This is a genomic window from Methylobacterium nodulans ORS 2060 (assembly GCF_000022085.1).
GTDB lineage: Bacteria > Pseudomonadota > Alphaproteobacteria > Rhizobiales > Beijerinckiaceae > Methylobacterium > Methylobacterium nodulans.
In genome coordinates this window covers 5930023-5956957 of record NC_011894.1, presented here as the reverse complement: position 1 = coordinate 5956957, position 26935 = coordinate 5930023, and the positions used below count along the sequence as shown (strand labels likewise).

The 26935-nt window shown below is 70.6% G+C and carries 20 protein-coding genes; 14 read left to right on the top strand and 6 right to left on the bottom strand.

What is annotated here, in order from left to right:
• The first annotated feature begins 149 nt into the window (after positions 1-149).
• Positions 150-4181: a Pls/PosA family non-ribosomal peptide synthetase gene (locus MNOD_RS27630; protein ID WP_015932277.1), complete on the top strand. Its 4032-nt coding sequence runs from the start codon at positions 150-152 to the stop codon at positions 4179-4181.
• Between the two features lie 256 nt (positions 4182-4437).
• Here the strand turns inward: MNOD_RS27630 and MNOD_RS27625 are convergent, their stop codons facing one another.
• Entirely contained in the window at positions 4438-5097 is a 660-nt protein-coding gene (locus MNOD_RS27625; RefSeq protein ID WP_015932276.1) for an alpha/beta hydrolase, read from the bottom strand.
• 242 nt (positions 5098-5339) lie between these two features.
• On the opposite strand from MNOD_RS27625, the gene MNOD_RS27620 reads away from it, so the two are divergent.
• The 10 genes from MNOD_RS27620 to MNOD_RS27575 all read left to right on the top strand — a co-directional run bounded on the left by MNOD_RS27620 (position 5340) and on the right by MNOD_RS27575 (position 15595).
• On the top strand, positions 5340-6515 hold the full coding sequence (locus MNOD_RS27620) for a cysteine desulfurase family protein (protein ID WP_015932275.1): 1176 nt from the start codon (positions 5340-5342) through the stop codon (positions 6513-6515).
• 68 nt (positions 6516-6583) lie between these two features.
• On the top strand, positions 6584-8053 hold the full coding sequence (sufB, locus tag MNOD_RS27615) for a Fe-S cluster assembly protein SufB (RefSeq protein ID WP_015932274.1): 1470 nt from the start codon (positions 6584-6586) through the stop codon (positions 8051-8053).
• 10 nt (positions 8054-8063) lie between these two features.
• On the top strand, positions 8064-8315 hold the full coding sequence (locus tag MNOD_RS49395; RefSeq protein WP_244424577.1) for a cytoplasmic protein: 252 nt from the start codon (positions 8064-8066) through the stop codon (positions 8313-8315).
• A 16-nt stretch (positions 8316-8331) separates the two neighbouring features.
• Positions 8332-9084, top strand: a complete 753-nt coding sequence (sufC, locus tag MNOD_RS27605) for a Fe-S cluster assembly ATPase SufC (protein ID WP_015932273.1) — start codon at positions 8332-8334, stop codon at positions 9082-9084.
• Between the two features lie 2 nt (positions 9085-9086).
• Positions 9087-10406: a Fe-S cluster assembly protein SufD gene (gene sufD / locus MNOD_RS27600; RefSeq protein ID WP_015932272.1), complete on the top strand. Its 1320-nt coding sequence runs from the start codon at positions 9087-9089 to the stop codon at positions 10404-10406.
• A 54-nt stretch (positions 10407-10460) separates the two neighbouring features.
• On the top strand, positions 10461-11702 hold the full coding sequence (locus MNOD_RS27595; protein WP_015932271.1) for a cysteine desulfurase: 1242 nt from the start codon (positions 10461-10463) through the stop codon (positions 11700-11702).
• A gap of 112 nt (positions 11703-11814) precedes the next feature.
• The gene (locus tag MNOD_RS27590) at positions 11815-12186 is read left to right on the top strand and encodes an SUF system Fe-S cluster assembly protein (RefSeq protein WP_015932270.1); all 372 of its coding nucleotides are present in this window, start codon (positions 11815-11817) and stop codon (positions 12184-12186) included.
• 177 nt (positions 12187-12363) lie between these two features.
• Positions 12364-13515, top strand: a complete 1152-nt coding sequence (locus tag MNOD_RS27585; protein WP_015932269.1) for an ATP-binding protein — start codon at positions 12364-12366, stop codon at positions 13513-13515.
• A gap of 182 nt (positions 13516-13697) precedes the next feature.
• Positions 13698-14654, top strand: coding sequence for a Tim44 domain-containing protein (locus tag MNOD_RS27580; RefSeq protein ID WP_015932268.1), 957 nt, complete (start codon positions 13698-13700; stop codon positions 14652-14654).
• A gap of 140 nt (positions 14655-14794) precedes the next feature.
• Positions 14795-15595 carry a bestrophin-like domain gene (locus tag MNOD_RS27575; protein WP_015932267.1) on the top strand — a complete coding sequence of 267 codons (801 nt, stop codon included), beginning with the start codon at positions 14795-14797 and terminating at the stop codon, positions 15593-15595.
• Between the two features lie 45 nt (positions 15596-15640).
• Here the strand turns inward: MNOD_RS27575 and rsmA are convergent, their stop codons facing one another.
• Genes rsmA through lptF form a run of 5 tightly spaced genes read right to left on the bottom strand, consistent with a single transcriptional unit; the run spans position 15641 to position 22445 of the window.
• Complete coding sequence (rsmA, locus tag MNOD_RS27570) at positions 15641-16492, bottom strand: 16S rRNA (adenine(1518)-N(6)/adenine(1519)-N(6))-dimethyltransferase RsmA (protein WP_015932266.1); 852 nt, start codon at positions 16490-16492, stop codon at positions 15641-15643.
• A complete protein-coding gene (gene pdxA, locus MNOD_RS27565) occupies positions 16489-17496 on the bottom strand; it encodes a 4-hydroxythreonine-4-phosphate dehydrogenase PdxA (RefSeq protein ID WP_015932265.1) in 1008 nt (335 codons plus the stop codon). The genes rsmA and pdxA overlap by 4 nt, the downstream gene beginning before the upstream one ends.
• A gap of 22 nt (positions 17497-17518) precedes the next feature.
• Positions 17519-20179, bottom strand: a complete 2661-nt coding sequence (locus tag MNOD_RS27560; protein ID WP_015932264.1) for an LPS-assembly protein LptD — start codon at positions 20177-20179, stop codon at positions 17519-17521.
• Positions 20179-21267: an LPS export ABC transporter permease LptG gene (lptG, locus tag MNOD_RS27555; protein WP_015932263.1), complete on the bottom strand. Its 1089-nt coding sequence runs from the start codon at positions 21265-21267 to the stop codon at positions 20179-20181. Before lptG ends, MNOD_RS27560 begins: the two co-directional genes overlap by 1 nt.
• A gap of 11 nt (positions 21268-21278) precedes the next feature.
• Positions 21279-22445 (bottom strand): LPS export ABC transporter permease LptF, encoded by a 1167-nt coding sequence (gene lptF, locus MNOD_RS27550; protein ID WP_015932262.1) that lies wholly within the window; start codon positions 22443-22445, stop codon positions 21279-21281.
• A gap of 313 nt (positions 22446-22758) precedes the next feature.
• Here lptF and MNOD_RS27545 point away from each other — a divergent pair, with 313 nt between their 5' ends.
• The 3 genes from MNOD_RS27545 (at position 22759) to MNOD_RS27535 (ending at position 26850) form a co-directional block, all read left to right on the top strand.
• The gene (locus tag MNOD_RS27545) at positions 22759-24261 is read left to right on the top strand and encodes a leucyl aminopeptidase (RefSeq protein ID WP_015932261.1); all 1503 of its coding nucleotides are present in this window, start codon (positions 22759-22761) and stop codon (positions 24259-24261) included.
• 97 nt (positions 24262-24358) lie between these two features.
• Positions 24359-25075, top strand: coding sequence for a hypothetical protein (locus tag MNOD_RS27540; RefSeq protein WP_015932260.1), 717 nt, complete (start codon positions 24359-24361; stop codon positions 25073-25075).
• Between the two features lie 65 nt (positions 25076-25140).
• Complete coding sequence (locus MNOD_RS27535; protein WP_015932259.1) at positions 25141-26850, top strand: long-chain-fatty-acid--CoA ligase; 1710 nt, start codon at positions 25141-25143, stop codon at positions 26848-26850.
• The last annotated feature ends 85 nt before the right edge of the window (positions 26851-26935 follow it).

Here is a 26935-nt window from a genome sequence, read left to right as displayed (position 1 = left end):
CGTCGCGGCGGGCCGCCGCGCCGTCGCCGCGATCCGCAGTCATCCAAGCCCCGGTCGAAAGCGTTGCCTCGCTGCGTGAACCCTCACTTGAGCGCAGGAGGCCGCCCCGCCGGGACGGCCCGAACCGGCCCGGGGCCGTGGAGCAGAGCATGAGTCAGACCGCCGGGATCGCCCGCCCGACCTCCGACGAGACCACCCGACAGGCGGTGCTGCGCGGCCCGGTGCGGCCGGACCTCCTCCGCGACGAGGTGCTGGCGGAGATCTTCCGCGAGACGGCGCGGCGCCGCGCCGGCCACCCGGCCCTGATCGACGGGGCGCATGCAGAGCGGACGCGCCTCTCCTACGCGGAGGTGGATGCCCGCTCGGACGCGATCGCGAGCGGGCTCGCCGCCCGCGGCATCGGGCCCGGCGACGTGGTCGGTCTCTGGATGGCCCGCGGCCCCGACCTCCTCGTCGCCCAGATCGGCATCACCAAGTCGGGCGCCGCCTGGCTGCCCTTCGACGCCGAAGCGCCCGCCGACCGCGTCGCCGTCTGCCTTGAGGACGCCGCGGCCAAGGCCCTCGTCGTCTCGGATGCCCTGAAATCCCGCGCACCCGCGGTCACGCCCGCGCTGACGCCGGCCGAGGCCGCGGCTGCGGGTCCGGCGCCCGACCTGCGCGAAGCGGGCCTCACGCCGGATCACCCGGCCTACCTGATCTACACCTCGGGCTCGACGGGCGTGCCGAAGGGCATCGTCATCAGCCACCGCAACATCTGCCACTTCCTGCGCGCGGCCAACGACCTCTACGGCCTCACCGCGGACGACGTGGTGTTCCAGGGCGCCTCCGTCGCCTTCGATCTCTCGATGGAGGAGATCTGGGTCCCCTATCTCGTCGGGGCGACCCTGTTCGTGGCAAGCCCCGCCATGATGGGCGACGCCGAGGCCCTGCCGGGGATCCTCAACGAGGCCGGCATCACGGTCCTCGACACGGTGCCGACCCTGCTCGGGCTGATGACGCAGGACGTGCCCGGCTTGCGGCTGATCCTGCTCGGCGGCGAAGCTCTGCCTGAGCCCCTCGTCGCCCGCTGGGCGACCCCGCAGCGGCGCCTCTTCAACACCTACGGCCCGACCGAGGCCACCGTCGTCGCCACCGCCGCCGAGATGCGGCCGGGCGACCCGGTCACGATCGGCGGGCCGATCGCCAACTACACCGCCTATATCGTCGACGAGCGCCTCGCCCTCGTCGGGCCGGGCGTACAGGGCGAACTCCTGATCGGCGGCCCCGGCGTCGCCGCGGGCTACCTCGCCCGGCCGGACCTCACGGCGGAGAAATTCATCGCCAATCCGTTCGGCGGCGACGGTTCCGACCCGGTTCTCTACCGCTCGGGCGATGCCGTCTCCCTCGATCCGCAGGGGCGCATCCTCTTCCACGGGCGCATCGACGATCAGGTCAAGATCCGCGGCTTCCGGGTCGAGCTCGGCGAGATCGAGGCGCGGATCCAGGCACTAGCCGGCATCGCCCAGGCCGCTGTGGTGCTGCGCCAGGACGATGGGGTCGACCGCCTCGTCGCCTTCCTGGTGCCCGAGCGCGGCAGCGTGATCGAGACGCCGCGCCTGCGGGCGGCGCTGGCCGAGTCCATGCCCCCCTACATGGTGCCGGGGCATTTCGAGGTGGTGGCCTCGCTGCCGATTCTCGCGGCTTCCGGCAAGGTCGACCGCAAGGCGCTGCGAGCGGTGGAACTCGCCACGCCCGCCCCGACCGGCGAGCAGGAGGAGCCGTGCAACGAGACCGAGGCGGTGCTGCTCGCTGCGGCCAAGCGTGTCTTCGGCAATGTCGCGATCCCCTTCGAGGCGGATTTCTTCGCGGATCTCGGCGGCCACTCGCTCATCGCCGCGCGCTTCGTCTCGGGCGTGCGCGAGGCGCCGGCGCTCGCCTCCATCACCCTGCAGGACGTCTACGCGCACCGCACCCTGCGCTCGATGGCCGACAGCCTGATCGCCCGGACCGGCGGCGTCGGCACCGAGACGGCCCAGCGCGACCTCTCCTTCGCGGCGCCCCCGCTCCTGCGCCGCTTCCTCTGCGGCCTCGCCCAGGCCGCCGTGCTCCCCTTCATCATCGCGCTCGCCACGGCGCAGTGGCTCGGGATCTTCGTCACCTACCTGCTCATCACCGGGGGCGAGCTCGGCTTCTTCGCCGAGATGGCGGTGCTGCTGCTCGTCTATATCGGGCTCAACGCTGCGACGGCGCTGATCGCCATCGCGGCGAAGTGGCTGGTGCTCGGCCGGACCCGGCCGGGGCGCTACCCGCTCTGGGGCGCCTATTACTTCCGCTGGTGGCTGACCCAGCGCCTGACGCCGCTCGTCCACATCAAGTGGCTGCAGGGCTCGCCGATGATCCGCATCTATCTGCGGCTTCTCGGCGCCAAGATCGGGGACGATGCGGTCATCTCCGACATCGAGATCGGGGCGGCGGACCTCGTCAGCATCGGGCGGGGCGCGTCTCTGGGCGGCCGCCTCGTCATCGCCAACGCGGAGGTGGTGGGCGACGAACTCGTGATCGGCCGCGTCTCGATCGGCGACGGCGTTTCGGTCGGCACCTCCTGCGTCATCGGCCACGGCGCGCGGATCGAGGACCACGCCGAGATCGCCGACCTCACCACGGTGCCGGCCGGCACCGTGGTGGGCCGGGCCGAGCTCTGGGACGGCTCGCCCGGGCGCAAGGTCGGCGCGGTCGATCCGGCGGCGACGCCTGAGCCTCCGACTGCCTCGCGCGTGCGCCGGGCGGTCTTCTTCGTGATCTACGCAGGCCTGCTCGCCGCGATCCCGGCGGTCGGCCTGCTGCCGATCTTCCCGGCTTTCTACATCTTCGACCAGATCAGCGACTCGCTCGCCACCCTCACGGATGTCGACTACCACTTCTACCTGCCGCTCCTGACCTGGCCGACGGCCATGCTGATGACGGCGGGCACCGTGGTGCTGATCGCGGTGATCCGCTGGCTCGTCCTGCCGCGCCTGCGGGCCGGCCGCTACCCGATCCATAGCGGCGTCTACCTGCGCAAATGGGCGGTCGCGCTCGCCGCCGAGGTGACGCTGGAGACCCTCTCGTCGCTCTTCGCCACGGTCTACATGCGGGCATGGTACCGGCTGATGGGCGCCGGCATGGGCAAGGGCGCCGAGATCTCCACCAACCTCGCGGGGCGCTACGACCTCGCGGAGGTGGGCGCCCGCAACTTCATCGCCGACGAGGTGGTCTACGGCGAGGAGGAGGTGCGCCACGGCTACATGACGCTCGACCCGGTGCGGACCGGGGCGCGGGTCTTCGTCGGCAACGACGCGGTGGTGCCGCCGGGCGCCGACATCCCGGACGACGTCCTCATCGGCATCAAGTCGAAGCCGCCGGCGAACGACCGCATGGGCCCGGGCGAGACCTGGTTCGGCTCGCCGCCGATCAAGCTGCCGACCCGGCAGAAGGTCGACCTCGGCCAGCGCCAGACCTTCGAGCCCGGCATCTGGCCGCGGATCGGGCGGGGCGTGTTCGAGGCCTTCACCTCGTCCTTCTCGCCGATGCTGTTCATCACCTGCGCCATCATCGCCATCGATTATGTGTTCTATCCGGCGATCCTGGCGGGCGACTGGACGGGCCTGGCGGTCGGGTTCGTGGTGACGAGCGTGGTGATCGCGGTGGTGCAGACCCTCGTCGTCGTCGTGGTGAAATGGCTGCTGATGGGCGTCTACCGCCCCGGCATGCACCCGATGTGGTCGTGGTGGGCGATGCGCACCGAGGCGGTGGCGGTGATGTACTGGGGGCTCGCCGGACGGGTGCTGCTGGAGCACCTGATGGGCACGCCCTTCCTGCCCTGGGTGCTGCGCCTGTTCGGCACCCGCACGGGCCAGGGCATCTGCCTGCTCTCCACCGACATCACCGAGTTCGACTGCGTCACGATCGGCGACTTCTCGTCGGTCAACCGGATGTCCGCCCTGCAGACCCACCTCTACGAGGACCGGGTGATGAAGGTCGGGCGGGTGGTGCTCGGGCGCGGCGTGACGGTCGGCGCCTTCGCCACCGTGCTGTACGACACCGAGGTCGGCGACTATGCGCGGCTGCGTCCGCTCACGGTGATCATGAAGGGCGAATCGATTCCGGCCGATACCGAATGGGAGGGCTCGCCCGCCGTGCCGGTGGTGCACGCGCCGGGGTAAGGAACCGCGCGGCGACGATCGAGGCGCGGGTGGCACGGGGATCCCCTCTCCCGTGCGGGAGAGGGGATTCCGCGTGGACTCGTCTCGGAACGGATCAACTGGAAACCGTATCAGTTTCGACGGATTTCCAGACCCTTGATTGAGCGGATGTCCGGACGGAGAAAAAGTGCCGGGAAACCGGTGCCGGCGGACCGGTCACCGCTTCTCCTGGACGAGCTCTCAGCAGACTTGCAGTGGCTTGCCGACGCAAGTCTGCTTAGGCGGCCGCCTCGTCCTTCTTGCCGAGCCGCTTGTCGAGGTAGGTCTCGACCGTCTGGGTCAGCTCGTCGATCTTGCCGTCGAAGAAGTGGTTGGCGCCTTCGACGATCTGGTGCTCGATGACGACGCCCTTCTGCGTCTTCACCTTCTCGATCACCGGCATCACCTCGCGGGCGGGGGCCACCCGGTCCTCGGAGCCGTGCACGAACAGGCCCGAGGAGGGGCAGGGGGCGAGGAAGCTGAAATCGTAGCGGTTCGCCATCGCGGCGATCGAGATGAAGCCCTCGACCTCGGGCCGGCGCATCAGGAGCTGCATGCCGATCCACGAGCCGAAGGACACGCCGGCGATCCAGCAGGCGCGCGCCTCCGGGTTGACCGCCTGCACCCAGTCGAGGGCCGCAGCCGCATCCGAGAGCTCGCCCGCGCCATGGTCGAACGAGCCCTGGCTGCGCCCGACGCCGCGGAAGTTGAAGCGCAGGGCCGCGAAGCCGCGATTCGCGAACGTGTAGAACAGGTTGTAGACGATCTGGTTGTTCATCGTGCCGCCGAATTGCGGATGCGGGTGCAGCACGATGGCAATCGGGGCGCCCCTCTGCTTGGGAGCCTGATAGCGCCCCTCCAGGCGGCCGGCCGGACCGGCGAAGATGACCTCGGGCATTCACGGACCTCTCGGGCTCGACGCTCCGGGCGACGGGCGAGGCGGCGCGAATGCGTCCTTGACTCGGAGGGTGTCTCCCCTACAAGCACCCTTAGAACTGTTCTAGTGTGTTAGAATGGTTCTAAACTAGGTGTCTGGCACATTCGCAGGCCGCCCGCCCGATCCCCGATCAGCGTGCGGAACGCGTGTTTCGACGGCGCCTTAGCACGCAAACCCGGGGGCAAGGCAAAGGAAATCGGCAGGTGCAGGCAGGAGACCGCGTCTATCTCGACCACAACGCCACCGCGCCCGTGCGGCCGGAAGTGGCGGAGGCGGTCGCGCGCGCGCTCGTCGACCTGCCCGGCAATCCCTCTTCCATCCACCGGGAGGGCCGGGCGGCCCGCGCCGGCCTGGAGACCGCCCGGGCGCAGATGGCTGCCTTCCTCGGCACCGCGCCCGCCCGCGTGACCTTCACGAGCGGCGGCACCGAGGGCGCGAACGCGGTCCTGTCGGGCGCGCTGCGACGGCATGGCGCGCCGGCCCCGACGCGCCTCCTCGTCGGCGCGACCGAGCATCCCTGCATCCTCGCGGGCCACCGCTTCGCCGCCGAGGCGACCGAGATCCTTCCGGTCGATGTAAGCGGCGTGGTGGATCTGGCGCATCTCGAGGCGCGCCTGGCGGCGCGCGCGGGCGAGAGCCTGCTGATCTCGCTTCAGGCCGCCAACAACGAGACCGGCGTGCTCCAGCCCCTGGCCGAGGTCGTCGCCCTGGCGCGCCGGCACGGCATGGCGCTGGTGCACAGCGACGCCGTCCAGGCGGCCGGGCGCATTCCGCTCGATTTCGCCGCCTCCGGTCTCGACGCCCTAACCGTCTCGGCGCACAAGTTCGCCGGGCCGAAGGGAGTCGGCGCCCTGGCGCTCGCCGCGGACGTCACCCTCGACCCGGTCTTCGTCCGCGGCGGCGGGCAGGAGGCGCGGCTGCGCGGCGGCACCGAGAACCTCGCCGGCATCGTGGGCGCGGGCGTCGCGGCGGAGATCGCGGGGCGCAGCCTCGCCGCGGAGGCCGTGCGCCTGTCGGCCTTACGCGATGCGCTCGAAGCCGGGATCCGCGCCCGGGCGCCCGAGGCGGTGATCGTGGGCGAGGCGGCGGCGCGCCTGCCGAACACCACCTGCCTCGCCGTGCCGGGCCTGGAGGCGGCGACCGCGCTGATCGCCTTCGATCTTAGTGGGGTCGCGGTCTCGTCGGGCTCGGCCTGCGCCTCGGGCAAGGTCGGGCGCTCCACGGTTCTGGCCGCCATGGGCATGCCGCCCGCGCTGGCGGCCTGCGCGTTGCGTGCAAGTTTCGGGTGGACCAGTCGTGAATCGGATGGGGACCGGTTCCTGACGGTCTTCGATCGGCTGCTGGCCATCCTATATAAGCGTCGGGAGAGGGCGGCGTGATCGTGCGCCCCGTACCGGCCGTGTCATGAACCCGCGGCCCTTGAAGCCGTCAGCGGTAGGAGACGGGAATGCCTGCAGTGCAGGAGACGGTCGATCGCGTTCGCGCTATCGACGTCGATCAGTACAAGTACGGATTCGAGACCACGATCGAGATGGAGAAGTCCGAGAAGGGCCTCTCCGAGGACGTGATCCGCTTCATCTCGGCCAAGAAGGACGAGCCGGAATGGATGCTGGAATGGCGGCTCGATGCCTATCGCCGCTGGCTCACGATGCGGGAGCCGACATGGGCACGGGTCTCGTATGAGAAGATCGATTACAACGACATCTACTACTACGCCGCCCCGAAGCGGAAGTCGGCGCAGTCGCTCGACGAGATCGATCCCGAGATCCTGAAGACCTACGAGAAGCTCGGCATCCCGCTGCGCGAGGTCGAGGCGCTGGAAGGCATCGCTTCGGAGAACCGGGTGGCGGTGGACGCCGTGTTCGATTCGGTCTCGGTCGCGACCACCTTCAAGGCCGAGCTCGCCAAGGCCGGCGTCATCTTCATGCCGATCTCCGAGGCGTTGCGCGAGCATCCCGAGCTGGTGCGCAAGTACCTGGGCTCGGTGGTGCCGGTGACCGACAACTTCTTCGCGACGCTGAACTCGGCGGTGTTCTCGGACGGCTCGTTCGTCTACATCCCGCCGGGCGTGCGCTGCCCGATGGAGCTGTCGACCTACTTCCGCATCAACGAGCGCGACACGGGCCAGTTCGAGCGCACGCTGATCATCGCCGACAAGGGCTCCTACGTCTCGTATCTCGAGGGCTGCACCGCCCCGCGCCGCGACGACAACCAGCTCCACGCGGCCGTGGTCGAGCTCATCGCGCTCGACGACGCCGAGATCAAGTACTCGACGGTCCAGAACTGGTATCCGGGCGATGCGCAGGGCCGCGGCGGCATCTACAACTTCGTGACCAAGCGCGGCGACTGCCGCGGCGCCAACTCGAAGATCTCGTGGACGCAGGTCGAGACCGGCTCGGCGATCACCTGGAAGTACCCGTCCTGCATCCTGCGCGGCGACGGTTCCCGGGGCGAGTTCTACTCGATCGCGGTGTCGAACGGCAGGCAGCAGGTCGATTCCGGCACCAAGATGATCCATCTCGGCAAGAACACCACGAGCCGGATCATCTCCAAGGGCATCTCGGCCGGCCACTCGCAGAACACCTACCGGGGCCTGGTCTCGGCGCACCGGAAGGCGACGAACGCGCGCAACTTCACGAACTGCGACTCGCTGCTGATCGGCGACCAGTGTGGCGCGCACACCGTGCCCTACATCGAGTCGAAGAACGCCTCGGCGGTGTTCGAGCACGAGGCCACCACCTCCAAGATCTCCGAGGACCAGCTGTTCTACTGCCGGCAGCGCGGCCTCTCGGAGGAGGAGGCGCGGGCGCTCATCGTGAACGGCTTCGTGCGCGACGTGCTGCAGCAGCTCCCGATGGAGTTCGCGGTCGAGGCGCAGAAGCTGATCTCGATCAGCCTCGAAGGCTCGGTGGGCTAGCGGCGGCCGGATGATCATCGACGAGGCGAGTCTGGATGCTGCGCAGGCGCAGCCGGCTCGTCACGCCGACGATCGTCTGGGCCGGGACGGCCGGAGGCTGCTTTCGGTTTGTGTGGTGTTCGCGCCGTCCGCGTCATGGCTTCGGCCGGAGGGGACGGCGCTCTGCCCGCGATGCGGCATCGATGCGGTGATCGGCGATCGGTCCGGCTGTCCCGCCGGTCGCCCCGACTTCCTGCAGGCGATGCACGCCAGATGGTTTTGAAGGACTCTGGAAACCAATGCTCGAAATCAAGAACCTCGTCGCTGAGATCGACGGCAAGCGCATCCTCAACGGCCTCGACCTCACCGTCCAGGACGGCGAGGTGGCGGCCATCATGGGCCCGAACGGCTCGGGCAAGTCGACCCTCTCCTACGTGATCGCCGGCAAGGAGGATTACGAGGTGCTGGAGGGCGAGGTGCTCCTCGACGGGGAGAACATCCTGGAGATGGCGCCCGACGAGCGCGCCGCCGCCGGCCTCTTCCTGGCCTTCCAGTATCCGCTGGAGATCCCGGGCGTCGCCACCATGACCTTCCTCAAGTCGGCCCTCAACGCGCAGCGCAAGGCCCGCGGCGAGGAGGAGCTGTCGACCCCCGACTTCATGCGCCGCGTCTACGGCGCCGCCGACAAGCTCGAGATCGAGCGCGAGATGCTCAAGCGCGCCCTCAATGTCGGCTTCTCCGGCGGCGAGAAGAAGCGCATGGAGATCCTGCAGATGGCGCTCCTGGAGCCACGCTTCTGCGTCCTCGACGAGACCGATTCGGGCCTCGACATCGATGCCCTGCGCATCGTGGCGGAGGGCGTGAATGCGCTGCGCGACCCGAAGCGCAGCTTCCTCGTCATCACCCACTACCAGCGGCTCCTGAACCACATCGTGCCCGACACCGTGCACGTCATGTCCCAGGGCCGGATCGTGCGGTCGGGCGGCAAGGAACTCGCCCTCGAACTCGAAGCCAGCGGCTACGCCGAGTACCGCAGCGCAGAGGCCGCGTGACCATGGCCGACATCACCACCCTGCGCACGCCGGCCGAGACTGGCCTGTCGAAGCTGTTCGAGGTCCGGCGCCTCAAGCTGCCGGGCTCGGCCATCGCCCGCGAGGAGGCCTTCCGCTTCTTCGAGGCGACGGGCCTGCCCCATCGCCGGGTCGAGGCCTTCAAGTATTCCGACCTGCGCGCGGCACTCCGCGAGGCCGCGCCGCCCGCCGAGGCGCCGACCCCGGAGGCCGCCCGCAACGCCGTGATGAAGGCCGAGGGCTTCGCCACCATCGAGGCGGCGCGGCTCACCTTCGTCAACGGCCACCTCGTCCCGGCCCTGTCGGATCTCGGCGCCATGCCGGAGGGCGTCGAGGTGACGCCCCTCGTCGAGGCGCTGACGAACGGCCACCCGCTGACGGAGCAATTCACGCCCGTCGCCCAGGCGCGCGAGAACCCGATCTTCCAGCTCAACATCGCCTTCATGGCGGACGGCGCGCTGATCCGGGTCGCGGCCGGCGCCAAGGTCGAGCGGCCGCTGCATCTGCGCTTCGTCGGCACGGGCGCGGAGGCCTTCTCCACCGCCACCCGCATTCTCGTGGTGCTGGAGGAGGGGGCGGAGCTCACCCTGTTCGAGAGCCACGAGGGGCCGGACGGCGTCGCCTACCAGCCCAACGACGCCCTCGACGCGGTGATCGCGGACGGTGCTACCTTGCGCCACACGAGGCTCAACCGCGAGGGGCGCGAGGCGATCGCCCTCTCGACCCTCTCGGTAAAGCTCGGGGCGAAGGCCCATCTGGAGACCGTGAATGTCGTGGCCGGCGCGGCCTTCTCGCGCCACCAGCTCTACCTGCTCTTTGCGGGCGAGGACGCCACCGCGACCGTCAACGGCGCCACCATGCTGGGCAACGGACAGCTCGGCGACTCGACGCTGCTTGCCGACCACGCTGCCACCGGGGGCTTCAGCCGCGAGCAGTTCAAGACGGTGATCGACGGCGAGGCCACCGGCGTCTTCCAGGGCAAGATCATCGTCGAGCAGGCCGCGCAGAAGACCGACGGCAAGATGAAGTCCGACTGCCTCCTCCTCTCCGACGAGGGGCAGATGATGAACAAGCCGGAGCTGGAGATCTTCGCCGACGACGTGGCCTGCGGCCACGGCGCCACTTGCGGCGCGCTCGACGACGACCTTCTCTTCTACCTCATGGCTCGCGGCCTGCCGCGGGGCGAGGCGGAGGGCCTTCTCGTCCAGGCCTTCCTGGGCGAGGCCATCGAGGCGATCAGCCACGAGGGCGCCCGCGAGGCGATGATCGCCGTCGTGGAGAACTGGCTCGCCGCCCGCCGGTGACGGCGCCGGGGCCGATCCTCCGACCGGCCCCCGATCGAGAGAGCGAAAGACGCGATGAACGCACCCGTCCTCCCGCCCTACGACGTCGCGGCGATCCGGTCGCAATTCCCGATCCTGTCGCAGACGGTCTACGGCAAGCCGCTCGTCTATCTCGACAACGCCGCCTCGGCCCAGAAGCCGAAGGCGGTGATCGACGCCATGGCGGAAGCCATGGAGACGGCCTACGCCAACGTCCATCGCGGCCTGCACTTCATGGCGAATGCCGCCACGGAAGGCTTCGAGGGCGCCCGCGAGACCGCGCGGCAATTCCTCAACGCCCGCTCGACGGACGAGATCATCTTCACCCGCAACGCGACCGAGGGCTACAACCTCGTCGCCTCGTCGATGGGCTGGGCCGGCCTGATCGGGGAGGGGGACGAGATCATCCTCTCGATCATGGAGCACCATTCCAACATCGTGCCCTGGCACTTCCTGCGGGAGCGCCGCGGCGCGGTGATCAAGTGGGCGCCCGTCGACGACGAGGGCAACTTCCTCGTCGAGGAATACGAGAAGCTGTTCACGCCGCGCACCAGGATGGTGGCGATCACCCACATGTCGAACGTGCTCGGCACGGTGACGCCGGCCCGTGAGATCGTCCGCATCGCCCATGCGCACGGGGTGCCGGTGCTCCTCGACGGCGCCCAGAGCGCGGTGCACCAGACGATCGACGTGCAGGATCTCGACTGCGATTTCTTCGTCTTCACCGGCCACAAGGTCTATGGGCCGACCGGCATCGGCGTGCTCTATGGCAAGAAGGAATGGCTGGAGCGCCTGCCCCCCTATCAGGGCGGCGGCGAGATGATCCAGACCGTCACGCAGGACGCGATCACCTACAACGAACCCCCGCACCGCTTCGAGGCGGGCACCCCGGCGATCGTCGAGGCGGTGGGCCTGGGCGCCGCCCTCGAATTCATGATGAAGCTCGGCCGCGACCGGATCGCCGCGCACGAGGCCGCTCTCTCGGCCTATGCGCATGAGCGCCTGTCCGAGATGAACAGCCTGCGCATCATCGGCCGGGCGAAGGGGAAGGGCGCCGTGATCTCCTTCGAGATGAAGGGCGCGCATGCCCACGACATCGCCACGGTGATCGACCGCCAGGGCGTGGCCGTGCGGGCCGGCACGCATTGCGCGATGCCGCTGCTCAGCCGCTTCGGCACGACCGCGACCTGCCGCGCCTCGTTCGGGCTCTATAATACGCCGGATGAGGTCGATGCGCTGGTCGCGGCCCTCGCCAAGGCCGAGATGATGTTCGCCTAGACGCCGGGGGCCGCTTCCGGAAGCGGCCCCCGGCGTCTAAATCATGGACTATTCGCATGGCCGGACGGAGGGCCGGGATCCGCTTCTCCGGGACATGCTCTAGGGACCGCCGATGACCGACACCGCTTCCGAGACCACCTCCGCCCCGCCGCAGGGCTCTGCCCTGCCGCAGGAGGAACTCGACCGGCTCACCGACGGCATCGTGGCCGCGCTCAAGACCGTCTACGATCCCGAGATCCCGGCCGACATCTACGAACTCGGCCTGATCTACAAGGTCGACATCGCCGATGACCGGCAGGTGTCGATCGACATGACCCTCACCGCCCCGGGCTGCCCCGTCGCCGGCGAGATGCCGGGCTGGGTCGAGAACGCGGTCTCGGCCGTGCCGGGCGTGCAGGGCTGCACCGTCACCATGGTGTTCGACCCGCCCTGGGACCAGAGCCGGATGTCCGACGAGGCCCGCGTCGCCCTCGACATGTGGTAGCGCGTCCATCGGCGAAGCGGCATCTCCTTCGCCGGGCAAGGCCTTGGCGGGGGATGCCGGCATTCGGCGACTCGCCACGCCCGGCGCCTGGGCGTAAGATCCTGCCCGGACCAGACGGGTCCCAGAGACCGGAACGAGACGCGGCGGCTTCGCCACCGCCGTCAGCGGGGGGCTGCCGTGTCGGACGTGCTTGCGCGCGAGGCTGCACCGGAGGCGCCGGCCGCCTTCCTGCTCTCCGCCCTCGCCGCGTCGCCCATGCCGGCTCTCCTGCTCGCATCCGGCGACACGATCCGCTTCGCCAACGCCGCTGCGGCAGCCGCGCTCGGCGACGAGCCGGCGGCCCTGATCGGGCAGGCGCTCGCCGCCTTCGGCGGGCAGGCGGAGGCCATGGGCGCGCTCCGCATCCTGCTGCGAGAGGAGCGGGCCGCCACCGGCGAGGTGCTGCTGCGGCGCCGCGACGGCTGCACCTTCTGGGCCGCGCTCCATCTCTCGCCCGTTGGGGACGAATCCGGCCAGCGGCTCGTGCAATGGGCCGACGTCTCGCGGCGGCGCGACCTGGAATCGGCCCTGGCCCAGGCGCAGCGGCGCGAGGCGCTCGGGCAGCTCACCAACGGCGTCGCCCACGAGTTCAACAACCTGCTCCAGATCCTCGTCGGCTATGTCGACGGGCTGAAGCGCCGCCTCAGCGAGCACCCGGACGCCTTCGTGCAGCGCGCGCTCACCCGGGCGACGGATGCGGCCGAGCGCGCCTCCACGCTCACGCGGCACCTCCTGGCCTTCTCGCGCAAGCACCGGCCCGAGCCGCGCCCGGTCGACCTCAACGCGCTGCTCCTGGCCTATGGGACACGCGCCCGCGCGATCCTCGGGCCCGCCATCGCCCTCGACCTCGCGCTGGGCGGGGACCTCTGGCCCGCCTGCCTCGACCCGGTCCAGACGGAGCTGATCCTGCAGATCGTGCTCACCAATGCCCGCGAGGCCATGCCGGAGGGCGGCCGGGTCACGGTCACGACCGCCAATCACGGCGGCGAGGGCGTTGCGGCGGATGGCACCCTCGGCCGTCACGTGGTGATGACGATCGCCGATACCGGCAGCGGCATGCCCCCGGAGGTGCTGGGCCGTGCGCTCGAGCCCTTCTTCACCACCCGCGAGCCCGGCCGCGGCACGGGCCTTGCGATCCTCAACGCCCTGATGAAGCGCCAGAGCGGGACCGTCGCCCTACGCAGCGCGCCCGGGGAGGGCACGGTTCTGCGCCTGACCTTCCCAGCCGCCGACCTGCCGCGCCCCCCGCGCCCCCGGCCGGTCGGCGGACGAAGAACACCGCGGGATTAATCCCTTCCGCCAAAAAAATTTCGCCCTGGCGAAAGTTCACCGGCTCGGGGATTCTGGAGCCGCGGAGCGGTCGGACTTCCGCAACGGCGCAGGCCGCCGTCCCTTTTACTGCGAAGGGCGTCCCCCCATATCCCGATGGGGCGATGAGCGCCCAAGTAGACTGCGCGAGGCGATACGAACCGATGATGACCACCTTTACCCGCAAACGCCGGACGGCGGCGGCCCTCGGCCTCGCGGCCCTGATGGCCGTGGCGGCCACGGCCGGTGAAGCGCGTCCGGGCGGCTCGTCGAGCATGGGCTCGCGCGGCTCGCGCACCTACTCCGCGCCGGCCCCGACCACGACGGCGCCCGGCATGGCAGCCCCCATGCAGCGCTCGCAGGCGACGCCCGGTCCGTCGATGAACAATCCCGGCTACGCCCAGGCCGCGCCCCAGCGCCGCTTCGGCGGCGGCTTCTTCGCGGGGCTGCTCGGCGCCGGCCTCCTCGGCGCCCTCCTCGGCGGCGGCTTCTTCGGCGGCCTCGGCGGGATCGCCTCCTTCCTGGGCTTCCTGCTCCAGGTGGCGCTGCTCGTCGGCCTCGTGATGCTGGCGGTCCGCTTCTTCCGGCGCCGCCAGCCCGAGCCGGCCATGGCCGGCGGCTATGCCCGGTCGGGCCCTGGCTCCGGCCCCGGCATGGGGCCGCTGGGCGGGCTCGGCGGTGGGGGCGGCCCCCGTCCGCTCCCGAATCCGGCCCAGCGCGATCAGGTCGGCATCGGCCCGGCCGATTACGACGCCTTCGAGCGCACCCTGACCCAGGTCCAGCTCGCCTACGGCGCCGAGGACGTAGCGACGCTCCGGCGGCTCGCGACGCCCGAGATGGTCGGCTACTTCACCGAGGAACTGCAGGCCAACGCGGCCCGCGGCGTGATCAACCGGATCTCCGACGTGAAGCTCCAGCAGGGCGACCTGTCGGAGGCGTGGCGCGAGGGCCCGACCGACTACGCCACCGTCGCCATGCGCTACACCCTGCGCGACGTGACCGTGGAGCGCGGCAGCGGCCGGGTGGTCGGCACCGGCGATCCGGAGGCGGTCGAGGTCTGGACCTTCCGCCGCGACCGCGGCGGGCCGTGGCTGCTCTCGGCCATCCAGCAGACGCGGTAAGCGAAGCGGGGGCGAGAGCCCCCGCCCCCTGGCAGAGGGGTCCGGCTCCTCTGCCGCCTTCCCTGAAATTTCATTGGCGCCGGTCACGCTCCGCTTACCGCACCCGCATAGGGTGCGTCGATCATGCGCGGAGATAGGCTGTGATCCTCGGTTTCTGGCTCGATCAGCCGGTCTGGCTGATGTTCGGCATGCTCGCGGCTGCGTTTGCCGGAGCGATCGCCCTGATCCGGATCGTCGCCACCGCCCCCCCGACCCGCACCTTCTGCCTCAGCCTCGGCGGCGTCGTCGCCCCGTTCTTCGGCTCCGTCTCGGTGCTGCTGGCCCTGCTCACCGGTTTCGTGGCGAGCGACGCCTGGGAGCGGCAGCGGCAGGCTTTGCGCGCCGTCCAGGCCGAGCGCGACAGCGCCGTCGCGGCCTACGATCTCAGCATCGCCACCGTCTCGGACATGGCCCATATCCGCGCCGACCTCACGGCCTATCTCGACGCGGTGGTCACCGACGAATGGGAGCGCATGCAGGACGGCGAGGCCTCGCCGAAGGCCGGCGAGGCCCTGGGCCGGCTGCTCCAGGCCGTGGCGACTCCGCAGATCAGCATCGGGAGCGGACTTGCAGCCCACCGCGCGCTTCTCGACACGGTGCTGCGCCTGCGAGCCGCCCGCGGCGACCGGCTGAGCCTTGCCCAGCATGCCATCGACCAATCGAAATGGCTGACGCTGCTGATTCTCGCCGGCCTCACCCTAGTGGCGCTTGCCCTGGTCCATCTGGACCGGCCGCGCGCCCAGGTGACCGCCATGGCGGTGTTCGGGGCCGCCGTGGTCTCGACCCTCGGGCTGGTCGCCCTCCACGAGCGTCCCTTCGACGGGCCGATGCCGGTGAGCTCCGCCCCCTTGCGGGCCGCGCTGGCGCAGATGGCAGCCAGGCCCGTGACCGAAGCCCGCTGAGCGTCGGCATTCCGGTCGGCCTGGACCGCGCCCGGTGTCGCGGCGTCATCCGCGTTTGAGGGCGCCGAGGGCCTGTGCCATTGCCACGAAGCCTGCCACCGGCACCTCCTCGGCCCGCGCCGTCTCCGGGATCCCGGCGGCGGCAAGCAGCGGCGCGGGGTCGGGCGTCGCGGCCCGAAGACTCTGGCGCAGCATCTTGCGGCGCTGCCCGAAGGCGGCGCCGGTGATCGCTTCCAGCGCCCCGACCCGGCAGGGCAGGGGAGAGGGCCGCGGCACCAGCCGCACCACGCTCGACGTGACCTTGGGCGGCGGCACGAAGGCGGAGGGCGGCACGTCGAACAGGATGCGGGCCTGCGCGCGCCAGCCGCACAGGACGCCGAGACGTCCGTAATTCGCCCGGTCGTGCTCGTCGGCGACGATCCGCTCGGCCACCTCCCGCTGGAACATCAGCGTCAGCGAATCCCACCAGGGCGGCCAGTCCTCGCCGGCGAGCCAGCCGGTCAGGAGCGGCGTGCCGACATTGTAGGGCAGGTTCGCGACGATCCGGGCCGGCCCGCCGCCCACGAGCGGGCGCGGATCGAAGGCAAGGGCATCCGCCTCCACCACGGTCAGGCGGCCCGGATAATGCGCGGCGATCTCGGCGAGCGCCGGCAGGGCCCGCGGATCGCGCTCGATCGCGATGACCCGCGCCGCCCCCTCGGCGAGGAGCGCGCGGGTAAGGCCGCCGGGCCCCGGCCCGACCTCCACCACCGTCACGCCGTCGAGGGGCCCCGCCGCCCGGGCGATCCGGCCCGTCAGGTTGAGGTCGAACAGAAAATTCTGGCCGAGCGCCTTGCGGGGCATCAGGTCGTGCGCGCGCACGACCTCCCGCAGCGGCGGCAATCCGTCCGTGCTCATGCGGGCCGTGCGGCCGTGAGCCGCCCGGCGAGCCGGAGCGCCGCGATCAGGCTGTCGGGCTTGGCGATCCCCTGCCCGGCAATGTCGAAGGCGGTGCCGTGGTCGGGCGAGGTGCGCAGGAAGGGCAGGCCGAGCGTGACGTTCACGCCCTCGTCGAAGGCGAGCGTCTTGATCGGGATCAGCGCCTGGTCGTGGGTCGGGGCGAGCGCCACGTCGTAGGCCGCCCGCGCCCGTGCGTGGAAGAGCGTGTCCGCAGGAAGCGGGCCGCGGATGTCGATCCCCTCGTCCCGCAGCCGCGCCACCGCGGGGGCCAGCACGTCGCGGTCCTCCGTCCCGATGCTGCCCTCCTCGCCCGCATGCGGGTTGAGGCCCGCGAGCACGAGACGCGGGCTCAGGCGGCCGAAGCGCGCCCGCAGGTCCCGGTCGACGATGCGGGCGGTCTCGATGACGAGATCCGGGGTCAGAAGGTCGGGGACGCGCCGCAGCGGCACGTGAATGGTCAGCGGCACCACGGCGAGCAGCTCCGACCACAGCAGCATCACCGGGCGCGGCACCGCACCGTCGGGACCGGCCGCGAGCGCCGCCAGATATTCGGTGTGGCCCGGATGGCGGAAGCCCGCCGCATACAGCACGTGCTTGGCGATCGGATTCGTGACCAGGGAAGCGGCCCGGCCCTCGCGCACGAAGCGCACCGCCGTCTCGATCGAGGCGAGCGTCGCGGCGGCGGTTCCGGGATCCGGACGGCCGGGCTCGGCCCGCACCCGGTCCGGCAGGGGCACGACCGGAAGCGCACCGGGAAAGGCCGCCGCGGCCCCCTCCGGGTCGACGCGCGCTATCCGCACCGCGAGCCCGAGCCGCGCGGCGCGCTCCGCGACGAGATCGGGATCGCCGATCAGGAAGAAGGGCGCGAGGCCTGCCGCCTCCCGGGCCGCCCAGGCCTTGAGCGTGATCTCGAGGCCGATCCCGGCCGGGTCGCCCTGCGTCAGGGCGAGGCTGTGGCTCATCGCACCCTCCCGCCCGGTGGGCTCACCGCGCCGACGTCGTGGCGATGCCGTCCGTCGTCGTGGTCGAGCTCAGATTCTGGCGCAAATTCGCCTCGCCGAGCGTGCGCAGCTCGAGCCGGAGCAGCACGGTCTGGTTGCGCTCGCGCAGGCCCACCGCCGTCTCGATCGGCGACGAGTAGTAGTGCAGCGACACCGTCGTGCATTCGTCGCGGTAGCCGAAGCCGATATTCGTCGAGGAGATGTAGAACTTGTTGCCCCGCGGCGCCACCGGCGGGGTGCCGACCGGGTTGAGCAGATAGGCGTCGAGGGAGGTCGTGTAGAGCTCCCGCACCTCGAGGTAGTGCGACAGGTCGACGAGGAGCGAGCCGGTGATGAACCAGTTCGGCGTGATGCTGTAGGTGGCCGAGGCCTGGATGCCCTCGCGGCGGTGGTCGAAGCCGAGCTGGGGCTGCGCCGCGTAGCGGGCGTAGAGCAGCGAGGCGTCGAGCGGCAGGAACGGCGCGAATTTGGCGAACAGGCCCGTCTCCAGGCGCTTCAGCGCGAAGGTGTCGTTGTCGAAGCGGGCCCGGGTGATGAAGCTGATGTTCTGGTTCGGCGAGATCTGCAGGCGGGAGACGAAATCCGAGCCCTGCGTCTCCAGGCCCGAATCCAGCCCGACATTGGCGATGTCGCCGCGCCGGAACGAGTTCACGCCGGCGATGGCGATCGATTCGCCGAACATCGCGTTGACGTGGAAGCCGTTGCGGGTGGTGATGGCGTATTCGGCGCCGAGATTGGCGCGCACACCGCCCTCGACCCGGTCGTAGCCGGAGAACTTGTCCCACTGGAACAGCGAGGTGTCGTCGAAGACGAGGCTCTGGGCGTCCTCGTTCGGCAGGCGCCCGATATGCGTCTCGCTCGGCCGCGCGATCACCTGCGCGATCGGGCTCACCGTGTGGACGCCCCAATCCCCGAGGTCGGCCACGAACGGATAGCGGTATTCGAGCCCGACCGCCGGCATGACCCGGCCGGAGAAGTCGACATCGGGCGAGAACAGCCGGGTGACCTCGTTGTTCTGGAAGGAGCGCGTGTTCGGATCGACGTAGAAAGCGTCGGTGCGCAGATACGCGAAGGGCTGCCAGACCTGCCCGAACTCGTCCACGAAGTCGCGCCGCCAGGAAACCTGGGTCGACAGGCGGGTGTCGAGCCCGGCGAGCCCCCGCACGATGCACCGCCCGCGCTCGAACACCGAGCAGGTCGGGTAGAGCGCGAAGGAGTTGCCGTTCACCGTCGGCGTCAGCAGGTAGCTGCGGGTGCGCGGAATCTCCTGGTACTGCGTCGCCTCGCGGGTCAGGTTCTGGAAGTTCATCTGGAAGCGCACCTCGCCCCCGAGCGGATCGGGGCCGTTGATGCGCTTGTCGTAGTCGATCACCGGAGCGACGATCGGCTGCTGCTTCTGCCAGTCGAAGGTGGACAGGCCCTTGAAGTAATAGGCCCGCGCCTCGAACCAGGAACGGTCGCCCTGGCCGATCAGGAAGGCGGTGGAGACCGCCTCGCGGAAGTAGTCCGTCGTGATCGCCTGGTTGCGGATGCGGTAGTTGTCGAGGAACCACTTGTCCGTCACGCCGACCACGTCCCAGCCCGCGCGCCATTGCGGGCTGAGGAAGAACTGGCCGGTCGATTCGATCGAGCCGCGGAACTCGCGGTCGCCGGGGCCGAGGGGCGCAGGCAGGAAGACGCTCGGCGTCGCCTGGAAGATGCCGCTGAGCCGCAGGTTGTAGAAGCCGTTGGCGAGGCGCTGGCGCCATTCGAGCTGGCCGAGCACGCCCTGCTTCGTCGCGAAGGTCGGCGTGATCGTGAGGTCGTAATCGGGCGCGATGTTCCAGAAGAACGGCGTGCCGATGCCGTAGCCGAGCACGCTCGAATTCACGAAGTGGGGCGCGAGGAAGCCGGTCTCGCGCCGCACCGTCGGGTCGGCGGTGTAGAAATAGGGCAGGTAGGCGACCGGGACGCCGCCGATCTCGAGGGACGCATCCTCGTAGTAGATCCGCCGCTCCTCGTTGTTGTGGATGATCCGTGCGGCCTTCACCTGCCACAGGGGCGGGCGCTCGGGATGGGTCTTGCAGGGCTCGCAGGCCGTGTAGGTGCCGCGCTCGAAGGTGGTGGTCTCGCCCTCGACGCGCTCGGCCCGCGGGGCGGAGAAGCGCACGCGGGCGACGCGGCCGCGCGGCTCGATCGTCTGCTGGACCCTGAGGGAATCGATGAAGCCGTTCTTGAAGTCGTCCGTCAGCTCCATCCGGTCGCCGGTGACGACGGCGCCGGTCTCGTCGGTGAGCCGGACATTGCCCTCCGCGAAGACCCGGCCCGTGTTGCGGTCGTAGCGGACGCGGTCGGCGAGCAGCGTGCGCGCGCCGTAATGCAACTCGGCATTGCCGACCGCCGAGACCATGTTACGGTCGTTGTCGTAGACGAGCTCCTGCGCCTCGACGAGCAGGCGCTCCTGGCCCGAAGTCTTGGCTGCGCCCGCGTTGAGGCGGTCGTTGAGGGTGGGTTGCGCGCGCGCGGGATCGGACGGCCCCGCCGTCAGGAGCAGGGCCGGCAGCGCCGCCAGCACGACATCGACCGCCCGCGAGGCGACCGTACGCACGACTTGACCCATCCCTGCACCCGTTGCCGTCGCGGCGACCGACCGGAGAAGCGGCATCAGCCATCCTCCTGGTACAGAAGCGCGAGCGTACCGAGCAAACTCCCTACCACGGCCGGGAACCACGCCGCCACCGGGGCGGCAACGATCCCCGAGGCGCCAAGGCCCTCCATGACCTGCCGGGCGACATAGAGCGCGAAGCCCGCCGCCACCCCCGCGAGAGCCATCCGGCCGATCCCACCAAAGCGGAAGAACCTTAACGAAACGGAGGCAGCCACCAGGACCATCGCCACGAACAGCATCGGCCGGGCGAGGAGCACCGCCCGCTGCAGCCGGTAGCGCGTGGCGTCGAGTCCCGCCCGTTCGGAGCGCGCGATGGTGTCGCCCAGTTGCCAGAAAGGCACGGAATCCGGCGGGGTGAAGCGCTGTCGCACCTGCGAGGGCACCAGATTCGAGGCGACCAGATAGGTGTCGTAGCTCTCGGGCTGCGAATCCTTGGCGAGCACCCGCGCGTCCTGCAGTTCCCAGTAGCCGTCGTGCAGGGTCGCCTGCCGCGCCTCGATCTGCTGCGTGAAGGTGCCCTGGTCGTCGAAGGCGAAGACCGAGACGCCCGCGAGCGTCGTCGTGCCCTCGATGGCGGTCTCCGCCCGCACGATCGCCTGGCCGTCGACGCTGCGCTGGCGGATCCACAGGTCTTTGCCCGAGCCGCCACGGTTGGAGCGGGAGAAGATCCGGGCCTCGATCTCCGTCGAGTGCTGCTTGAGCGCCGCCGCCATCGGGTTGTAGGCGCCGACCATCAGGGCGCCGACCGCGAGCGCGACGAAGACCCCCGGCTGCAGGAACTGCCAGGCCGAGATGCCGGCGGCCCGCGCCACCACCAGTTCGAGCTTGCGGCTGAGCTGCAGGAGCGCGCCCATCGCGCCGAACAGAATCGCGAAGGGCATGATCTGCTCGGCGATCGAGGGGGTGCGCAGGAGCGAGAGCCGGGCCACCGTCAGGGCGCCGATCCCCTGCGTCTCGCCGGCCCGCCGCATCAGCTCGACGAAGTCGAGGGTGTAGACCAGGGCGAAGACCGTGAGGAACACGCCCGCGATCATGCGCAGGAGGCGGCCCGCGATGTAGCGGCCGAGGGTGGTGCCGATCAGCATCGCTTTAGCCCTCAGCCGTGGCTCGGCCGCAGCCGCGGCAGTCCGGCGCCGGCGATGCGCAGGCGGGCCGCGAGGGCGGCGTTGAAGGCGCGCAGGCGGCTGCCCTGGAGGGCGACGAGCACCGCGAGCGCGATCGCCGCGAGCGGTACCGCGTAGAGGGCGGCGGCCGCGGCGGGGCTGCGCACCGCCGCGCTCGCGGCCGCGAAGCCCGCGATGCGCAAGCCCACCACCGCCGCCACCGCGCCCGCGATGGCAAGCCCCCGGCCCTGGCGCGTCGTGCGCGGGTCGCCGAGCGCCGCGAAGGCGATCAAGGCCATCGCCAGCGGATAGAGCCAGGCGGTGAGGCGGTCGTGGAGCTCGGCCCGGAACCGCCCCTTCACGAGCTTGTAGTAGTGCTCGTTGGGGTCGGGAAACAGGAGCTGCGCCGTCGAGCGCTCCCGGGGCTTGTAGACCGTGTCCGTGTCCGGCGGCGTGAAGGCCGCGAGGTCGACGGCGTAGCGGGCGAAGGTGATGATCGAGGCGTCGCGGCTGTTCGGCTGCTGGCGGTGAATGCTGCCCTTCTCCAGAACGAGGTAGGTCTGCCCGTCGAGATCGACGGCCTGCCCGCGCTCGGCGAGATAGACGACGCTGCGCCCGGCCTCGCGGCGGTCCTGCATGAAGATCCCGAGCAGGGTGCCGCCGGGCCCGCGCTCGCGGAAATGGAAGGTGATGCCGCTGTCGAGGCTGGTGAACTGCCCCTCCTGGACCACGTTGGCGATGAAATCGCCCCGCACCCGCGTCAGCAGGTCGCGCAGCTCCTGGAAACTCGACGGCAGCACCTGGATCGTCAGGAACGCCACCGCGAGGCCGACGATGAGCGCGAGGGTCAGGAAGGGGCGCATCAGGTGGCGCGGCGACATCCCGGCGGCGCTCATCACGATGAGCTCCGAATCGCCGTTGAGCCGGTTGAGCGCGTGCAGCACTGCCATGAACAGGGCGACGGGCGCCACGATCGTCAGCAGGGCCGGGATCGACAGGCCGGTGATCAGGAAGAAGATCAGCAGCGTCTGGCCCTTGGCGGTGATGAGGTCGAGTTCGCGCAGCGCCTGCGTCACCCAGATCACGCCGGTGAGGCCCGCAAGGCAGGCCAGGAAGGCGCTGAGCGCGATCCGGAAGATGTATCGCTCGATCTGCTTCATCGGCTTGACGCGGTCGGGCCCCCTTCCGCAGCGCTCCGGTTAAGCCCCGGGAAGCACCCGCACAAGCGCCGCCTCCGTCGCAAGCACCCGGAACGCGGCCTTTTGCAGGCGAATTCGTTTCTCCTGCGCGTCCAGGGTCACAGGTTGCGCCTTGCAGGATCATGACGGGGCGCGCGGGCCGCGTTGCTTTCGGCGGCGGGCGCCCGCTACACATACACAAAGCCCAAAAGGCTTCGCGGCGCCGCCGGCGCCCGCGGGCTTCGCGGCGCTGGCGGCACCCCGGCGACACCCTCCACGGATTGAAAGCAGCGTCATGGCGGACGGTATCAGCATCGCGTTCGAGCCCTTCGGATCGGCGAAGGCGGAGGAGGGAAGCGACCTCGTCCTGTTCGTGGGCGAGGATCTCGCTCTCTCGGCCCGCGCGGCCGAGATCGCGGGGGAGGGCGCTGGCGACATCGTGGCGCGGGCGGCCGCCGTCGAGCGGTTCAAGGGCAAGGCGAACACCGCCATGACGGTGACGGCACCGGCGGGCCTGCGGGCCGACCGCCTCGTGGTGGTCGGGCTCGGACCCGAGGCGGAGCGGGACAAGCTCGACTGGGCCGTGCTCGGCGGCGTGACGGCCGGCAAGGTCGGCGGGCGCCGCGCCCTCGTCGTGCTCGACTGGGCCGGCGGGGCGCCGACGCCGGAGACGGCCGCTTCGTTCTCGCTGGGCCTGCGCCTGCGCGCCTACAAGTTCGACCGCTACAAGAGCAAGAAGGGCGAGAACGACGAGAACGGCGCGAGCCGCTTCACGGTGCTGACCGCCGAGGCCGGCAACCTCAAGAAGGTCCTGCGGGGCGCCGACGCCGTGGCGGAGGGCGTGGTCCTCGCCCGCGAACTGGTCAACGAGCCGCCGAACGTCCTCGATCCCGAGGAATTCGCCCGCCGGACCGAGGCGCTGGAGAAGCTCGGCGTGTCCGTCGAGATCCTCGACGAGAAGGCGATGCGCAAGCTCGGCATGCGCGCGCTGCTCGCGGTGGCGCAGGGCTCGGCCAAGGAGGCGCGCGTCGTCGTCATGCGCTGGAACGGCGCCGACGATCCGTCCGAGCCGCCCGTAGCGTTCATCGGCAAGGGCGTCTGCTTCGATTCCGGCGGCATCTCCATCAAGGGGAGCGGCGGCATGGAGGACATGAAGGGCGACATGGCGGGCGCGGCCTGCGTGGTCGGCCTGATGCACGCGCTGGCCGCCCGCAAGGCCAAGGTGAATGCGCTCGGCGCCATCGGCCTCGTCGAGAACATGCCCGACGGCAAGGCCCAGCGGCCCGGCGACATCGTCACCTCCCTGTCCGGCCAGACGATCGAGATCATCAACACCGACGCGGAGGGACGGCTCGTCCTCGCCGACGTGCTCTGGCACGTGCAGCAGGAGTACAAGCCGAAGTTCATGATCGACCTCGCCACCCTGACCGGCGCGATCCTGGTCGCCCTCGGCCAGGAATATGCCGGCATGTTCAGCACCAGCGACGAGCTCGCCGAGCGGCTCGCGGCGGCCGGCGAGGCAACCGGCGAGAAGGTCTGGCGCATGCCGCTCTCGCCCGGCTTCGACAAGCTGATCGACTCGAAGTTCGCCGACATGAAGAACACCGGCGGGCGGCATGGCGGCTCGGCCACGGCCGCGCATTTCATCAAGCGCTTCGTCAACGACGTGCCCTGGGTGCATCTCGACATCGCCGGCGTCGGGATGAATGCGCCGTCGAGCGAGATCAGCCGCTCCTGGGGCTCGGGCTGGGGCGTGCGCCTCCTCGACCGCCTCGTGCGGGACCACTACGAGGGCTGAGCGGGACGCCCCGCGGGGAGCGGGGCGGTTCACAAGGGAGGCGGGGCCGGTGTAGATCCGTCCCGGGGGTGGCTTCGCGCGACGGGGCGGCTTTGCCATGACTCTCTCCGGCCGGACGCTGAGCGTCGCGCTCCTGCCTCTCGGGGCGACTCTGGCGGCGGTCGGGGTCGCGGCGCTGAGCGGCCTGAATCAGGCGCGGCTGGAGGAGGCCGGGCTCGGGAGCCTGTTCTTCGGCTTCTTCCTCGATCAGTTCCCGCTCTACCCCTTCGCGGTGGTGTACGGGGTCGTCCGCATCCTGGCGGTCACCGGCGAGGCCCTCGACCGCTCAAGGGTCCTGCGCCTGCTCGGGGCCGCCCTCGGGCTCGCGCTCCTCTTCGCGCTGTCGTTCTACCCGACCTTCGGCGGCCTCATCCTGCGGCTCGCCTTCGTGGTGGGGGCGATGAGCTTCCTGCACGGGGTGCCGCTGCCGGCCGCGCGGGCGCTCGGGGCGCTCGCGGCGATGCTGCCCTTCGGCACGGCGCTCGGCCTCGCCGGCCTCGTGGGCGGCCGCCGCGGCAGGGGCGGGCGCGTGGTGCGGGCGCTGCTGCGCGCCGCCGCCCTCTGGTGGGCGCTGGGGATCCTCAGCCTCGGCGGCGCGCTCGGCACTGCCGGCTGGCCGCAGCGGGGCCTCGACGGGAAACAGGCGCTGATCGCCGCGGGCCTGGTGCTGGTCGCCTTCCTGCCGCACGCTCTGGTTGCTGCGCTCCGAGGGGCCAGTCCCGAGGCGTCGGTTGAAACACCCCCGGGAAGGCGCTACGCCGAAAGCCGGGGGTGAGGGCCGGATCGCCCTGACCCTCCGGCAGCAAGGCGCCGGGACTACGCGCCACGGGAGGAACGGAGATGGGTGACCCAGTGCGCGTCACGTCGGCCCACTATCCGGAGCGGCCCTGGCTGAAGGCTTACCCGAGCGACGTCCCCGCCGAGATCGATGTCGACGGCCTCGGCACCCTCGCCGACCTCTTCGCCACGGCGACCGCGCGCTACGCCGATCGCCCGGCGATCCGCTGCTTCGGGGCGACGCTGAGCTTCGCCCAGCTCAAGGCGGGGGCCGAGGCTTTCGCCGGCTGGTTGCAGGCGCAGGGCATCCGCAAGGGCGACCGGGTCGCCCTGATGCTGCCGAACGTGCCCACCTATCCGATCGCGCTGTTCGGGACGCTGATCGCGGGCGCGACCGCCGTCAACGTCAACCCGCTCTACACGGCCCGCGAACTCACCCATCAGGTCGGCGATGCCGGCGCGCGGATGCTCGTCGTGCTGGAGAATTTCGCGGGCGTCGTCGCCCAGGCGCTGCCCGCGCTTCCCGAACTGGAGATGGTGGTGGTGGCGGGCGCGGGCGACGGCCTGCGGCTTCGCGGCGTGCTGATCACGCTGGCCGCCCGCTACCTCAAGAAGGCGGTGCCGCCCTACAGCCTGCCGCCCGGGCGCGGCACGAGGTTCCTGGCGGTGCTCGCGGCGGGCCGCAAGGCGGGCTTCCGGCCGCTGCCGATCGCGCCCGGCGACCTCGCCTTCCTGCAATATACCGGCGGCACCACCGGCGTCTCGAAGGGCGCGATGCTCACCCATCGCAACGTGATGGCCAATATCGAGCAGACCCGCGTCTGGTTCGGCATGCGCGACGACGAGGGGCCGGGCCGGGTGATGGTCACGGCGCTGCCGCTCTACCACATCTACGGCCTCACCTGCTGTTTCTTCTTCATGGTGCGGCTGGGGGCCTGCTGCCTGTTCGTGCCCAATCCGCGCGACATCGCCGGATTCGTGAAGCTGCTGCGGACGAACCGGTTCACCGACCTGTCGGGCGTCAACACGCTGTTCAACGCGCTGCTCAACCACCCGGATATCGGCAAGGTCGACTGGTCCGCGCTCGAATACGTCAATGCCGGCGGCATGGCGGTTCAGGCGGTGGTGGCGCGGCGCTGGAAGGCGCTCACCGGCAAGCCGATCATCGAGGGCTACGGCCTGTCGGAGACGGCGCCCGTGGTGTCCATCAATCCGCGCACCCTCACCGAATGGTCGGGCACCATCGGCTACCCGGTTCCCTCGACCGAGATCTCGGTGCGCGACGCGGCCGGCGCGGAGGTGCCGATCGGGGAGGCGGGCGAGCTCTGCGTGCGCGGGCCGCAGGTGATGCCGGGCTACTGGCGCCGGCCCGAGGAGACCGCGAAGGCCATGACGCCCGACGGATTCTTCCGCACCGGCGACATCGCGGTGCTGCAGCCGGACGGGCAGCTGCGGCTCGTGGACCGGATGAAGGACATGATCCTGGTCTCCGGCTTCAACGTCTATCCGAACGAGGTCGAGGACGTGCTCGCCACGCATCCGGGCGTGCTGGAGGTCGCGGTGGTGGGCCGGCCGATGCCGGAGACCGGGGAGAGCGTGGTCGCCCACGTGGTGCGCCGCGACCCCGACCTCACCGCCGAGGCCCTGCGCGCTTTCGCCCGCAAGAACCTCACCTCCTACAAGGTCCCGCGCGAGATCGTCTTCCACGGCGCCCTGCCGAAGAGCAATGTCGGCAAGGTGCTGCGGCGGGAATTGCGGGACGGAGGCGCTTGATCCCAACGGCCCAGGCTGCCGATGCATCGGGCCATTGGGATCAGGTTCGAGAGGCTGCGTCAGCCCCCGCGACGCTGTCCGCCTG